This is a genomic window from Phaeobacter sp. JH20_37 (genome assembly GCF_048056015.1).
GTDB lineage: Bacteria > Pseudomonadota > Alphaproteobacteria > Rhodobacterales > Rhodobacteraceae > Phaeobacter > Phaeobacter bryozoorum.
Genome location: NZ_JAYMWW010000013.1, coordinates 194,019 through 208,400, shown reverse-complemented (window position 1 = coordinate 208,400; position 14,382 = coordinate 194,019). Strand labels below are relative to the sequence as shown.

The window sequence follows — 14,382 nt, the reverse complement described above, 5'->3', positions numbered from 1 at the left end:
GCTAGAGGACTTCCCTTTTTTACCACGCTTGCCTAGGGTCCGATTTGAACAAATATGTTCCAACAAATGGGAGTTCACAAAAATGAAAAAAATGATGATGGCGACAGCCGCCGCTGCCCTGACTGCTGGCACTGCGTTTGCGGGTGGCCACGCCAAGGAAGTGAAGCTGGGTGTGCTTCTCGGCTTTACTGGGCCGATCGAATCCCTCGCCCCGGCCATGGGTTCCGGCGCTGAGCTGGCGATGGAGGAAGTGACCAAATCCGGCAAGCTGCTTGATGCGGCGACTGTCATTCCGGTGCGCGCAGACACCGGCTGTATCGACAATGGTCTGGCGACTGCAAACGGCGAGAAGCTGGTTGCTGACGGTGTCAACGGCATCATCGGCGGTGACTGCTCCGGCGTGACCGGCGCGATCCTGCAGAACGTCGCGATCCCGAACGGCATGGTGATGATCTCGCCGTCGGCCACCTCGCCCGGCCTGTCGACCATGGAAGACAACGACCTGTTCTTCCGCACCTCGCCCTCCGATGCCCGCGAAGGCCAGGTGATGGCCGAAGTGCTGAAAGAGCGCGGCGTCAACTCCATCGCCCTGACCTATACCAACAACGACTACGGCAAAGGTCTGGCCGACGCGATCAAAACCTCCTTTGAGGAAGTCGGCGGTGAAGTCACCATCGTGACCGCGCATGAAGACGGCAAGGGCGACTATTCCGCAGAAGTCGCCGCACTGGCGTCCGCTGGCGGCGATATTCTGGTTGTTGCCGGCTACCTGGATCAGGGCGGCCTGGGCATCATTCAAGCCTCGCTCGACTCCGGTGCCTATGACACCTTCGGTCTGCCCGGTGGCATGATCGGTGACACCCTGCCCAAGAACATCGGCCCGGATCTTGATGGCTCCTTTGGCCAGATTGCCGGTTCCGATAGCGAAGGTGCGGCGATCTATGCTGAGCTGGCCAAAGCCGCCGGTTTCGACGGCACCTCCGCCTATTCCCCGGAGAGCTATGACGCTGCCGCGCTGTTCATGCTGGCAATGCAGGCCGCAAACTCCAAGGATCCGGCCGACTATGGCTCCAAGATCCTCGAAGTAGCCAATGCGCCCGGTGAGAAGATCAACCCCGGCGAGCTGGGCAAGGCCCTGGAAATCCTCGCGAATGGCGGCGACATCGACTATGAGGGTGCGACTGGCGTAGAACTGATCGGCCCCGGTGAGAGCGCAGGCTCCTACCGCGAGATCGAAGTCAAGGACGGCGCCAACGCCACCGTGAAATTCCGCTGATCCCGTAAAATCGGATCGAACCAAGATGATCAGCCCGGGTTTTGCCCGGGCTGTTCCAAATTCAAAAGCCGTCAAAAAGACGGTGGGGGATGAAATGACATGATCGTCGTCGAGGACTTGCACAAGCACTTCGGCGGGTTCCATGCGGTTGATGGCGCGTCGCTGGAAATCGCTAAGGGCTCCATAACCGGTTTGATCGGGCCAAACGGCGCCGGAAAAACCACTCTTTTCAACGTGATTGCAGGCGTGCTTGAACCGACCTCTGGCCGGGTCACCATGGACGGTGAGGACATCACCGGCCTGCCGCCGCATGAGCTGTTCCACAAGGGGCTGCTGCGGACGTTCCAGATCGCGCATGAATTTGCGTCGATGACCTGCCGCGAGAACCTGATGATGGTGCCAAGTGCGCAGTCGGGTGAGACGCTGTGGAACACCTGGTTCGGCCGCAAGCGCATTGCGGATGAGGAACGCGCGCTGCGGGCCAAGGCAGATGAGGTTCTGGAATTCCTGACCATCAGCCATATCGCTGATCTGAAGGCCGGTCAGGTCTCGGGCGGGCAGAAGAAACTGCTTGAGCTGGGCCGCACCATGATGGTGGACGCCAAGATCGTCTTCCTCGATGAGGTGGGCGCAGGTGTGAACCGGACCCTGCTCTATACCATTGCCGATGCCATCAAGCGCCTCAACGAGGAGCGCGGCTATACCTTCGTCGTGATCGAGCACGACATGGAGTTCATCGGGCGCCTCTGCGACCCGGTTATCTGCATGGCCGAGGGCAAGAAACTGGCTGAAGGCACGCTGGATCAGATCAAGGCCAACGAGCAGGTGATCGAAGCCTATCTCGGCACCGGCCTGAAAAACAAAGATAAACTGGAGGCTGGAGCATGAGCGACAATCCCTACCAGAACGATCACGGCAATCGTGATGCCTCGATCACCAATCCGCATGGTGTCGGAACGATGCAGCCTGCCCACAGCAAAAGCGGCCCCACACGCAAGGTGGACGGTGGTCCCTTTCTGATCGGTGACACGATGACCGGCGGCTACGGCAAAGGGCCGGATATCCTGCACGACTGCACCATTGCCGTCGATAAGGGCGAGATCGCCGTTATCGTTGGCCCCAATGGTGCCGGGAAATCCACCGCGATGAAAGCTGTGTTCGGGATGCTCGATGTCCGCGCAGGTGCCGTGCGTCTGGACGGCGAGGATATCACCCTGCTGACCCCCCAGGACCGGGTGATCAAGGGCATGGGGTTTGTGCCCCAGACCAGCAATATCTTCACCTCGATGACGGTTGAGGAAAACCTGGAAATGGGTGCTTTCATCCGCACCGATGATTTCCGCGATACCATGGAGCAGGTCTATGAGCTGTTTCCGATACTGCGTGAAAAACGTAACCAGCCGGCGGGCGAACTCTCCGGGGGTCAGCGCCAGCAGGTGGCCGTTGGCCGCGCGCTGATGACCAAGCCAAAGGTTCTGATGCTGGACGAGCCGACAGCAGGTGTGTCGCCCATCGTCATGGACGAGCTGTTCGACCGTATCATCGAGGTGGCCCGCACCGGCCTGCCGATCCTGATGGTCGAACAAAACGCCAAACAAGCGCTTGAGATCGCGGACAAAGGTTACGTTCTGGTACAGGGCCGCAATGCCTACACCGGCACCGGCCAAGAGCTGCTCGCCGATCCCGAAGTGCGCAAATCTTTCTTGGGGGGGTGACCGAGTATGCCTCTACTAAGAAAATCGGCTGTAATAAACCACAGTCGAGCTCTCGTTATCTGTACGGCACTTAGCCCTGCTGCTGCTCTTGCTGACCAAGCTGGGACTAACCTCAGCTGCTACTTGGAACCTAAGTGCACTTCTGTTCTGGAATGCACCACCAACGATGCTGCGGACTGCAAGACGGTTCAAAGGTGTCCGGCCGATCCCATCGAAATGAAGATCACCCTTGCGGTGCTTTCAGAAGATAGGGGTGCCGGTGGCGGTCTGGCTCGTTTCGCTTGGACACAAGGAGACTCGGAAGAGTTTGTTTCACTAGCCCCGTTTCTGGAGCTTGGTTCGTCCATAAGGTTCGCAAGGGTCCCTCCAGCCGACACATCCGTAGACAGCTGGATGATACTCATGAGCGGCGACAATGTCTCACTCGATGAAAAAAGTGCCAGAAGGTATCCCTCCCAAGTGACATATACCGGCACCTGCCAAGAGGATAAATAATGGACTTCCTCAACGCCCTTGTGGCGCTTACAAATTTTGTCGGGGTTCCGGCAATCGCTTACGGCAGTCAACTGGCGCTTGGTGCGCTGGGTGTGACGCTGATCTATTCGGTGCTGCGGTTTTCGAATTTTGCCCATGGCGACACTATGGCCTTCGGCACGATGGTGACCATCATCGTGACCTGGTGGTTGCAGTCGATGGGCATCAGCTTTGGCCCGCTGCCAACTGCGCTGCTGGCGCTGCCGCTTGGCATCGTGAGCTGTATGCTTCTGATGCTGGTCACCGATCGCACCGTTTATCGGTTCTACCGGACACAGAAAGCCAAGCCGGTGATTTTTGTCATGGTGTCGCTGGGCGTCATGTTCATGATGAATGGCCTTGTGCGATTTGTCATCGGGCCGGGCGATCAGCGGTTTGCTGACGGCGAACGCTTTCTGATTTCTGCGCGGGATTTCAAGGCGATGACCGGCCTGAGTGAGGGGCTGGCGATCAAGACCACGCAAGGCATCACCGTGATCACCGCAGTGGTGGTTGTCGCGCTGCTGTTTTGGTTCCTGAACAAGACCCGCACCGGTAAATCCATGCGCGCCTATTCCGACAACGAAGATCTGGCGCTGCTCTCGGGCATCAACCCGGAGCGGGTGGTGATGTATACTTGGCTGATCGTTGCGACCCTCGCGACCATTGCCGGCGTGCTTTATGGTTTGGACAAATCTTTCAAACCCTTCACCTATTTCCAGCTGCTGCTGCCGATCTTTGCCGCCGCTATCGTTGGTGGTCTGGGCAGCCCGGTCGGGGCCATCGCTGGTGGGTTCATCATCGCGTTCTCCGAGGTGACCATCACCTATGCCTGGAAGAAAGTGCTGATCTATGTTGTGCCGGAAACGATGAAGCCTGATGGCCTCGTCCAGCTTCTGAGCACGGATTACAAATTCGCCGTGTCCTTTGCGATCCTTGTGGTCGTGCTTCTGTTCAAGCCCACGGGCCTTTTCAAAGGAAAAGTGGTATGAGCGAGACAGTCAAAACCTCCCTGCTGTTTCTGTTTGTTGGCATTCTGATCCTGCTTGAGGGCAGCACGAACTTTCTGTTTTTCTCCGGATCCTGGAACTCGGCTCTGGTGATCCTCAACATGGGGTTGGTCTCTGCGATCATGGCGATTGGCGTCAATCTTCAGTGGGGCTTTGCCGGTTTGTTCAATGTCGGCATCATGGGCTTCGTGGCGCTTGGTGGTCTGGCCGTTGTGCTGGTCTCTACCGCTCCGACACCGGGCGCGTGGAGCCAGGGCGGTGTCGGGATCATCATGGCACTGGCCATGGGGGCGATGACGCTGGTCGCGGCCGTTGCAACCATGCGGATGGTGCCTGCCGGTAAGCTGCGTATTGCGGTGCTGCTGGCGGTGCTGATCCTCGGCTTTGTGGTGTATCGCGCAATCTTCGATCCGGCGGTTGCCGGGGTCGAGGCGATTAACCCGGCGCTGGAGGGCAACCTAGGCGGGCTGGGTCTGCCGGTGCTTCTGGCCTGGCCTGCGGGCGGTCTGCTGGCGGCTGGCGTTGCCTGGCTGATCGGCAAGACGGCCCTCGGTCTGCGGTCTGATTATCTGGCGATTGCGACGCTTGGCATTGCCGAGATCATCATCTCGGTGCTGAAGAACGAGGACTGGCTGTCGCGCGGCGTGAAAAATGTCGTCGGCCTGCCCCGGCCCCTGCCCTATGAGGTCGATCTGCAGAATGATGCGGAGTTTGTCGCCAAGGCGGCGGACTATGGTCTGGATCCGGTTCTGGCCTCCACGCTCTATGTCAAGCTGGGCTACTCGCTGCTGTTCACCGTCGTGCTGCTGGTGCTGCTGTGGATGGCGCAGATGGCATTGAAGAGCCCCTGGGGCCGGATGATGCGCGCCATTCGCGACAATGAGGTGGCAGCCGAGGCGATGGGCAAGGATGTGACCCGCCGCCATCTGCAAATCTTCATCCTTGGCTCTGCGATCTGTGGCATTGCCGGGGCTATGATGACCACGCTCGACAGCCAGCTGACGCCGGGCACGTATAATCCCTTGCGCTTCACCTTCCTGATCTGGGTGATGGTAATTGTTGGTGGCTCCGGCAATAACTTTGGCGCGGTGCTGGGAGGTCTGCTGATCTGGTTCCTGTGGATCAAGGTTGAGCCGATGGGCATCCTGCTGATCGAGACCCTGACCGCAGGCATGGCCGACACCAATGCGCTGAAGGTTCATCTGCTGGAAAGCGCGTCGCATATGCGCCTGCTGACCATGGGGCTGATCCTGCTGCTGGTGCTGCGCTTCAGCCCCCGTGGCCTGATCCCCGAGCGCTGAGGTCGCAGATCCGCGACCGGTCTGACAATCGGACCTATGGAAACGCGAAACGCCGCCCGTGGATATGCTCCCCGGGCGGCGTTTTGTTTTGCTCTGGCAGGTCGGGCCGGCTCACCGCCCCTTGAACAGACCGCCGAGGATGCCGCGCACAAGCCGTCGACCGGTGGTGCCTTTCAATTCCTTGATGACCGCCTCGGACATGGCTGAGGCAAAACTGTCGCGTGGTTTTACCCGCCGCGCGGAGGACCGGCTGACCCGGCTGCCTGAATAGCGCCGCCCGGCGTTATATTCGCGTGCCATCGGTTCGGGTGCCGCCTCGGCGTAATCTTCTGCGGCCTCAGCCTCGGCGGCGGCTTTTGCGGCGCGTTCCGCCAGGATTTCATAGGCGGACCGCCGGTCGGTGGTCTGGTCATATTTCCCGGCCATGTCCGAGCTCTGCAAGATTGCCCTGCGGTCCTCAGCGGTGATCGGGCCGAGTTGAGAACTGGGCGGGCGGATCAGCGTGCGCTCAACAACGCCGGGGACACCTTTTTTCTGCAACATCGAGGTAACCGCCTCACCGACGCCGACCTCGCGGATCGCCTCCTCGGTTGAGAACCGTGGATTCTCACGGTAGGTTTCGGCCGCCATGCGAAGGTTTTTCCGGTCGCGCGCGGTAAATGCCCGCAGCGCGTGCTGGATGCGATTGCCAAGCTGGCCGAGAATGTCCTCCGGCACATCTGCGGGGTTCTGCGTGATGAAATAGATCCCCACCCCTTTGGAACGGATCAGACGCGCCACCTGTTCCACCTTGTCTATTAGCGCCTTGGGGGCATCATCAAACAGCAGATGCGCCTCGTCGAAGAAAAACACCAGCCGGGGCTTTTCAGGATCGCCAACCTCTGGCAGCTCCTCGAACAGTTCGCTCAGCAGCCAGAGCAGGAATGTTGCGTATAGTCCCGGCGCCGCCATCAGTTTGTCAGCGGCGAGGATATTGACCATGCCACGCCCGTCAGCGGTGCCGCGCATCAGGTCGCTCAGCGCCAGGGCCGGCTCGCCAAAGAGCTGCGCCCCGCCCTGGTTCTCCAGCACCAGCAGCCGCCGCTGGATTGCCCCGATTGAGGCTGTGGAGACATTGCCGTAGCGCAGCGATAGCTGCGCGCGGTTTTCACCCACCCAGACCAGCAGCGCCTGTAGATCCTTCAGGTCCAGCAGCGCCAGACCTTCCTCATCCGCGAGACGGAAGGCGATGTTCAGGATGCCCTCCTGTGCCTCGCTCAGTTCCAACAGCCGCGCCAGCAGCAATGGCCCCATCTCGGCCACGGTCGTCCTGACCGGATGCCCCTGCTCACCGTAGAGATCCCAGAAGGTGACCGGACAGGCATGGTAGCGGTAGTCGTCAAAGCCGATCTTGGTCGCCCGGCTGGTAAAGGCATCATGTAGCTTATGGTCGGCGCTGCCGGATTTCGCCAGGCCGGACAGATCGCCCTTCACATCCGACAGGATTACCGGCACGCCGGCATTGGAGAAACTCTCGGCGAGGATCTGTAGCGTGACCGTCTTGCCCGTGCCGGTTGCTCCGGCGATCAACCCGTGACGATTGGCATATTTCAGCGCCAGCGCCTGTGGATCGGCATAGGCTTCACCACCGCCGCCGATAAAGAGTTTGTCCTGCATGATCTGCCCCTGACTGTTGTGATCCCGCGAAAAATGCGATCGGTCTCAAATGAAAATACAAAATTAACCTTTGAATGCGAGAGTGATAATTGCCCGTCGACCATCATGCGGTTGTGTCGGCGGACATTTCCTCCCTGTCAGACTGGGCCGTGCTTCGGGCACGGCCTTTTTTTTGCGCTCGCGGCCGACCCGTGGCGATCAGCTGCGCCTTGCGGGCAGGTGTTTTGTGCATATTGCGCGCGCTATGGGCGTAGGCGTCAATTATTCCACCAACTGCGACATTTTTTTCTCTTTCCATGTTGACCGATGGCCGACCCTTTCGTAACGTCCTCCCAATAACTAAGTCGGCCAGTCCGACGGGGAGAAAAAATACGAAAAAGGGGGCAGTTATGCTCCCTTTTTTGTTTTGTTCCAAGTGCTTCCAGTCGTGACGCGCGATCCGGTCAATTCCCCGCCAGTGAAGCGGGCAAACATGGTTATTGGCCTGACACCGGGGTTCGGCCATGCTACATCAAATCCGACACCACAGGATAGATGAGGCAATCATGATCAAGTCCCTGACCCCGATGACCCTGGCCGCGCTGATGGCGCTGCCGCTGCCGCTGATGGCGCAGGAGACCGCCGGGGCGGCCGAGACCGAAGAGAGCCAGCCCGCCGCAGATGCCGCAGCCACGGAGGCACCAAAAGCCGACGAGGTTCTGGATCTTGGCCAGCCCGTACAGGATGGCCCCAAGCTGGGGCAGCGCTATTCCAAAGAAACCCATGGCGATTGGGATCTGGCCTGCGTCAAGACCGAGGAAGAAACCGATCCCTGTTCGCTGTTGCAGATCATGTCCGACGACAGCGGCAATCCGATGGCGGAGTTTTCGCTGTTCCGGATTGATCAGGAAGGCAGCCAGGCTGTCGCCGGTGCGACGGTGATCGTGCCGCTTGAAACCTTGCTGCCGGCCGCGCTGACCATTTCCATCGATGGCGCCCCCGGCAAGCGGTATAATTATTCCTTCTGTAGCCCAATGGGCTGCGTCGCCCAGATCGGGCTGACCGAGACCGATATCGCCGCGTTCAAAAAGGGCAAGATCGCCACGCTGAGCCTGCGCCCCGCACCAGCGCCGGATCAGGTGATCAATATGGAGCTGTCGCTCAGCGGATTTACCGCCGGTTACAATGTCGTGGACGTTGTGAAGCAATAAACATCCGGTGCGGCAAACAGAAAGCCGCTGTCCAGAAAACGATCACCGCCGCACCCTGCCTCAGGATGCGGCGGTTTTTTTTCGGCTCTGCGGCTGGCGATCGCTCAGATCTTGCGCAGGACAAGCACCGCGTTCAGCCCGCCAAAGGCAAAGGCATTGCTGAGGGCGACGGTCACATTGGCCTGCCGTGCCTCATTCGGAACCACGTCCAGCGCGCATTCCGGATCAGGTTCCTCATAACCGATGGTTGGCGCCACGATACCGTCACGCAGTGCCATGATGCAGGCCAGCAGTTCGACCGCTCCGGTGCCGCCGATCAGATGGCCGTGCATGGATTTGGTCGAGGACATCATCAGATTATCCGCATGGGGCCCAAAGACATCCGCCACGGCCGCGCATTCCGTTTTGTCGTTGGCGGCGGTTCCGGTGCCATGGGCGTTGACGTAGCCGACGTCCTCGGGGTTGACCTTTGCGTCCTGCAGCGCGCCGGCAATGGCGCGCGCGGCGCCCTGTTTGCTGGGCATGACGATATCTGCGGCATCCGAGGACATGGCAAAGCCAATGACCTCGCAGATGATATCGGCGCCGCGGGCGCGGGCGTGATCATAGTTTTCAAAAACGAAGATCCCGGCCCCCTCGCCCTGCACCATGCCGTTGCGGTTGGCGCTGAATGGGCGGCAGGCATCCCGTGACATGACCCGCAGCCCTTCCCAGGCTTTGACGCCGCCAAAGCAGAGCATCGATTCAGATCCACCGGTGATCATCACCGGCGCCATCCCGGAGCGGACCATCTGAAACGCCTGGGCCATGGCATGATTTGAAGAGGCGCAGGCTGTCGAGACGGTAAAGCTCGGCCCCTTCAGATTATGTTCCATCGAGACATGGCTGGCTGCGGCATTGTTCATCAGCTTGGGCACGACAAAGGGGTGGACCCGGTTTTTGCCGTCCTCGTAAACCGAGCGATAATTGTCGTCCCATGTCGAGACCCCGCCGCCAGCCGTCCCAAGCACCACGCCGGATTTCTGCGACAGCTCGCCGTGAAACTCCAAACCCGACTGTTCTATCGCTTCCTTTGCGGCGGTCAGCGTGAATTGGGTGAAACGATCATAAAGGCTCATCTGTTGCCGGTTGAACCGGCCCTCGGCCTCAAACCCGCGCACCTGTCCGCCGATGCGGATCGACAGGCGGTCAACGTCGCGAAAATCGAGTTCTCCGATGCCACAGCGACCTTCGGCCATTGAGGCCAGCGTGTCGGCCACCGTATGGCCAAGGGCGTTGATTGTCCCCATGCCAGTGATGACAACCCGGTTCATCTTGTGCCTCCAACCCCGCTGAACATCGTTATTTTTCGGCGATCAGCTTATCAATGCCGACGATGATCGCAGCGACATTGGAGATGTCGAAATCACTCTTGTCCGGTTCATTTGCGTTGAAGGGGATGGTGATGTCGAACTCTTCCTCAATGGCAAAGATACTCTCGACAAGGCCAAGGCTATCGATACCGAGGTCTTCCAATGTGCTGTCGAGTGTCACATCCGATGGTTCCAGCACAGCCTGTTCGGCGATGATGGCGATGACCTTGTCCTGCGTGCTCATGAGGGATCCCTGATCAGTGGTATTTTGCGTCATGTAAGTGGTGCGCCGTTATTTGAAAACCGCCTTCTTCAGCGCCTCGATGTCGCGCATCAGACGGCCAAGACGCCGCTGCCCCTTATACATCTCGGTATGTGTCTCCATTTTGACAGCGGGATAGCCCATCACCACACGGCCTGCGGGCACGTTTGACAGGATCTTGGTTCCGCCCCCGGCAATCACCCCGTCACCGATAAAGATATTGTCGGCAACCCCGGTCTGACCGCCCAGAACCACGTTGTTGCCAATATCGACGGAGCCTGAAATTCCGGTCTGACCACAAAGCAGACAGTCCCGGCCGACACGGGTGTTATGGCCAATATGCACGAGGTTATCGAGCTTACTGCCGCTGCCGATCACGGTGTTGCGGATGGTGCCATTATCAATGGTGCAATTGGTGCCGAGTTCGACGTCATCGCCAATCTCGACTGCGCCGAGCGAATGGATCCGCAGCCAGCTCTGCGCCTTGCTATCGCCTTGATCGCCCATGGTTTTGCGCGCGGTCTCCACGCCGGAGACCTCCGGTGTCACATAGGAAAACCCGTCGCCGCCAATCCGTGCGCCGGGCTGGGCGCGAAAGCGATCACCGATGATGGCACGGGCGCCAATGCTGACAGCTTCGCGCAGCTGCGCCTCGGTGCCGATGGTGACATCCGCCCCGATGTAGCACTGCGGGCCAATCACTGACCCTGCGCCGATCCGCGCACCTGCGGCGATCACCGCCAGAGGGCCGACGGAGACATTCTCGCCCAGTTCTGCGGAGGGGTCGATCACAGCGCTGGGGTGAATTTCATCGCCAAAGCCCTGTCCCTGGTCCAGCAGCCGGGTCACACCGCCCATCGCGAGGCGCGGGCGCGGGGCAAAGATGGCGGCCTTCAGCCCCATCGCCTGCCAGTCGGCGCCCTCCCAGACCAATCCGACGCGGGCGCTGCCTTCGTTCAGGGTTTCGGCGTATTTCGGGGCCATGGCCATGGCCAGATCATCGGGGCCTGCATCCTGCGGTTCAGCGGCGCGCTGCACCACCAGGTCCAGATCTCCTGCGGCCTCTGCCTGAAGAGAGGCGGCGATTTCGCGGACTGTAAACATGTCGGGCCCTTCCGGTCTGTTGCCTTTGGGCCCGAGGATTACCCTTGTACGCCCGGCAACACCACCCCTGCCCGTTCCAACGCGGCCCATACCTTGGCGTCACGACCGTAGATGTCGCGACGGTATTCGGGCTGCCCTTTTGAGGACACAAAGGCGGTCCGATAGATGATATGCACCGGAACCTTCTGATCAAGGACCACCTTGGTCTCCTTGCCGCTGTTCAGAATACGGTGAAAGAAATCCTTTGGGTTTTCAGTCTGGCGAGCCAGCAAAGCGTAAGCGAATTCAAATGGTTGCGCGAGCCGGATGCAGCCATGCGAGAAGGCGCGGACCTCACGCTGGAACAGGCTCTTCTGCGGTGTGTCATGCAGATAGATATTGTATTTGTTCGGGAACATGAACTTCACCAGCCCCAGCGCGTTCTTGCTGCTGGGCGGCTGGCGCATGGCGAAGGGGAAGGTGCGCGCGGTATATTTGGAGAAATCAGCGGTTGCGCGATTCACCTTGCGGCCCCGGCTGTCGGTGATTTCGATATGGCTCACAGCGTTTGGGTTGCTGCGCAGCTTGGGCAGATATTCCTTGGTGACGATGGACCGGGGCACGTACCAGCTGGGATTGATCACCATATGCTCCATCTCGTCAGAGAATTCCGGCGAGCGTCGGTCGGCATTGTCCTTGCCGATGACAGAGCGGGTCACAAAGGTCACTTCGCCATTGTCGATGATCTTTGCGGTGAAATCGGTCTGATTGACCAGAATATGACGGTTGCCGCGATCCGGGGTCAGCCAGCGTTCGCGCTCCATCGCTACCAGAACGGATTTGAGCCGGTCCGAAACCGGTTTGTTGATTTCCGCGATTGTCCCGCCACCGGCGACCCCATCGGCGGTCAGCCCGTGATCGGATTGGAACGCCTGCACGGCCTGCTCCAACGCGCCATCGTAGCTGCGCGCTGCGCTGCGTGGCAGATACCCCATCGCAATAAGACGATTGCGCAGGGCAATCACCGCCGGGCCATTGTCGCCACGTTCCAGTTTCTGTGCCGCAACCCGTGGGCCCCAGCCGCCGGCCGCCTGCAGCTTTTCCAGTCGCATCTTCTCACGCAGCAGCGCCTGATACTGGGCGCTTTGCGGCGCCAGGCTGCGCAGATAGGCCACAGGAGACTGATCACGGATCCCGATCAGATAGGCGGCGAAATCCGGTTGGTGTTTCTCGCGGACGATACCGTCGTCGATCCGGCGCGGTTCAAGCAGACCTGTTTGCAGGTCGCTGGCATAGCCCACCAGCGCGCGGCTCATCGCGACTTCGGCACGACCGAGGTCACGGGTGGTCCGAACCTGGCTCAGCAGCTCCATCAGCGCATCTATTTCGGCGCTGCGATCCGGAAGCCCGTGAACCGGGGCCTCCTGCAGGGCGCGAAACAGCGCTGCGCGCCGGATGCGCGCGGCATCATCGCTGCCGGTCCAGATCGCAGCATAGCCCGTTTCGCGGTAAAACGCGGCAACCGGGTCGCTCGCTGAGGCCGCTTCGGCAACCGCCTGTTTGAACGCCGTCACCTCTGCCCTGACACCGGAGGGCATGGCAAGGGCAGCCCCGCCCAGTGCAAGTGCAAAAACTCCCGCCTTCAGCGTCGGGCCAACGGTCGAAATGGCACGGGTCATCAACACAGGCGACATATGGGTACGGTCCTCAAATGAATTGCTTTTCACAGTCTGCAGTTGCCTACATGAAATCCTGGTGAACGCCAGCCCCCGCTGTCCATTCACATTTTAAACAGCGCAAACAGGCAACAGGCACCTGCGTCTTATCGGTCTCAATTACGACCACTCGGGCCGTGATCGCCACGACACATTGAGGGGAAATTAACCATTTATTTCCCTTTTGCGCAAAAAATTGCCGAAAATCACAGTTCATGTCGAGCTGCAACATTCAAAACTTGGCGCGCGATTCTGTATGTGCAATACAGTTCTCGCGTGGAAACAGGACCACACCCTGTCCGTAACATCGGGCACAGGCAGAGACATCAGGCGTACGGGACAGCGCAGTGACAATGGCTAAAACTGAAAAATCGGGTTTCTCCCGTCGTGCTCTATTGGGTGCGTTCGCGGCAACAACCATGGTCGCCGCTCCGACCTTCTCCAATGCAGCGGGCTTCCTGCGCGGCGCAGGCGATATCCGGCGGATCCGGATGTACTCAGGCCGCACCGGTGAGCGGATCGACATGGTGTATTGGATCGACGGCAAATACATCAAGGATGCGATCAAGGAAGTGAACCACTTCATGCGCGACTGGCGCAACGATCAGGTCAAGGAAATCGACCTGCGCACGATCGACATCATGGCCGCCTCCCACAATCTTCTTGATGTGAATGAACCCTATATGATGCTGTCGGGCTACCGCAGCCCGAAAACCAACGCGATGCTGCGCAGCCGCTCGCGTGGGGTTGCAAAGAACTCGCTTCACATGCGCGGTCAGGCCGCTGACCTGCGGCTCTCCTCGCGCTCCGTATCGCAGATGGCGAAAGCCGCGATGGCCTGCCGTGCCGGTGGCGTTGGCAAATACAGTGGCTCGAATTTCGTTCATATGGACTGCGGTGTTGTCCGCAGCTGGAACGGCTAAACAGCCTGCCCCGCCTGTTCTCGTGTCCCGAGCCTTTGCAAGCCCATGTTGCCCGACAACATGGGTTTTTTGCTGTGCTCTGACGTCTGAATTCAGCGAGTTTCCCGCGCGCACCATAGCCTGCCCAATATCCATTCGCTGCATAATCATACAGATCACAAACGCCTGAATTGAATTATGGTTCCCATGTTTTTTGCCATTGCAGAGCCACCGCGCGGCAGCTATACGACGCATATAGGCACCTGTAGCTCAGCTGGATAGAGCGCTGCCCTCCGAAGGCAGAGGCCAGAGGTTCGAATCCTCTCAGGTGCGCCATCTCTCACACCATATTTCGCATATGCAACGATGCCGCTGGCGCCTGTGTGCTGTGCTTGTGTTGCGCGGGC

Annotated in this window: 12 protein-coding genes and 1 tRNA gene; 8 read left to right on the top strand and 5 right to left on the bottom strand. The window is 59.6% G+C overall.

What is annotated here, in order from left to right; genetic code table 11:
• Window positions 1-82: 82 nt before the first annotated feature.
• From VWZ87_RS05830 to VWZ87_RS05810, 5 genes are all read left to right on the top strand, one after another.
• Window positions 83-1,276, top strand: a complete 1,194-nt coding sequence (locus VWZ87_RS05830; RefSeq protein ID WP_416534929.1) for an ABC transporter substrate-binding protein — start codon at window positions 83-85, stop codon at window positions 1,274-1,276.
• 99 nt (window positions 1,277-1,375) lie between these two features.
• Window positions 1,376-2,164, top strand: a complete 789-nt coding sequence (locus VWZ87_RS05825; RefSeq protein WP_340545586.1) for an ABC transporter ATP-binding protein — start codon at window positions 1,376-1,378, stop codon at window positions 2,162-2,164.
• Window positions 2,161-2,991, top strand: coding sequence for an ABC transporter ATP-binding protein (locus VWZ87_RS05820; RefSeq protein ID WP_340545587.1), 831 nt, complete (start codon window positions 2,161-2,163; stop codon window positions 2,989-2,991). The genes VWZ87_RS05825 and VWZ87_RS05820 overlap by 4 nt, the downstream gene beginning before the upstream one ends.
• Window positions 2,992-3,485: 494 nt before the next feature.
• Window positions 3,486-4,496, top strand: a complete 1,011-nt coding sequence (locus tag VWZ87_RS05815; protein ID WP_416534928.1) for a branched-chain amino acid ABC transporter permease — start codon at window positions 3,486-3,488, stop codon at window positions 4,494-4,496.
• The gene (locus tag VWZ87_RS05810) at window positions 4,493-5,815 is read left to right on the top strand and encodes a branched-chain amino acid ABC transporter permease (protein WP_416534927.1); all 1,323 of its coding nucleotides are present in this window, start codon (window positions 4,493-4,495) and stop codon (window positions 5,813-5,815) included. Before VWZ87_RS05815 ends, VWZ87_RS05810 begins: the two co-directional genes overlap by 4 nt.
• A 111-nt stretch (window positions 5,816-5,926) precedes the next feature.
• On the opposite strand, the gene VWZ87_RS05805 is transcribed toward VWZ87_RS05810, so the two are convergent.
• Complete coding sequence (locus VWZ87_RS05805; protein ID WP_416534926.1) at window positions 5,927-7,471, bottom strand: helicase HerA-like domain-containing protein; 1,545 nt, start codon at window positions 7,469-7,471, stop codon at window positions 5,927-5,929.
• A 545-nt stretch (window positions 7,472-8,016) separates the two neighbouring features.
• Here VWZ87_RS05805 and VWZ87_RS05800 point away from each other — a divergent pair.
• A complete protein-coding gene (locus tag VWZ87_RS05800; protein WP_416534925.1) occupies window positions 8,017-8,661 on the top strand; it encodes an invasion associated locus B family protein in 645 nt (214 codons plus the stop codon).
• 104 nt (window positions 8,662-8,765) lie between these two features.
• Here the strand turns inward: VWZ87_RS05800 and VWZ87_RS05795 are convergent, their stop codons facing one another.
• Genes VWZ87_RS05795 through VWZ87_RS05780 form a run of 4 tightly spaced genes read right to left on the bottom strand, consistent with a single transcriptional unit; the run spans window position 8,766 to window position 13,052 of the window.
• On the bottom strand, window positions 8,766-9,974 hold the full coding sequence (locus VWZ87_RS05795) for a beta-ketoacyl-[acyl-carrier-protein] synthase family protein (protein ID WP_416534924.1): 1,209 nt from the start codon (window positions 9,972-9,974) through the stop codon (window positions 8,766-8,768).
• Window positions 9,975-10,002: 28 nt separating this feature from the next.
• Window positions 10,003-10,257, bottom strand: coding sequence for an acyl carrier protein (locus VWZ87_RS05790; RefSeq protein WP_340545593.1), 255 nt, complete (start codon window positions 10,255-10,257; stop codon window positions 10,003-10,005).
• Window positions 10,258-10,305: 48 nt separating this feature from the next.
• Entirely contained in the window at window positions 10,306-11,379 is a 1,074-nt protein-coding gene (gene lpxD / locus VWZ87_RS05785; protein ID WP_416534923.1) for a UDP-3-O-(3-hydroxymyristoyl)glucosamine N-acyltransferase, read from the bottom strand.
• A gap of 38 nt (window positions 11,380-11,417) precedes the next feature.
• The gene (locus VWZ87_RS05780; RefSeq protein WP_416534922.1) at window positions 11,418-13,052 is read right to left on the bottom strand and encodes a L,D-transpeptidase family protein; all 1,635 of its coding nucleotides are present in this window, start codon (window positions 13,050-13,052) and stop codon (window positions 11,418-11,420) included.
• Window positions 13,053-13,426: 374 nt separating this feature from the next.
• Between VWZ87_RS05780 and VWZ87_RS05775 the strand changes: the two genes are divergently transcribed.
• Window positions 13,427-13,996, top strand: a complete 570-nt coding sequence (locus VWZ87_RS05775) for a YcbK family protein (RefSeq protein WP_340545596.1) — start codon at window positions 13,427-13,429, stop codon at window positions 13,994-13,996.
• A 238-nt stretch (window positions 13,997-14,234) separates the two neighbouring features.
• Window positions 14,235-14,311, top strand: a tRNA-Arg gene (locus VWZ87_RS05770).
• Window positions 14,312-14,382: the final 71 nt, after the last annotated feature.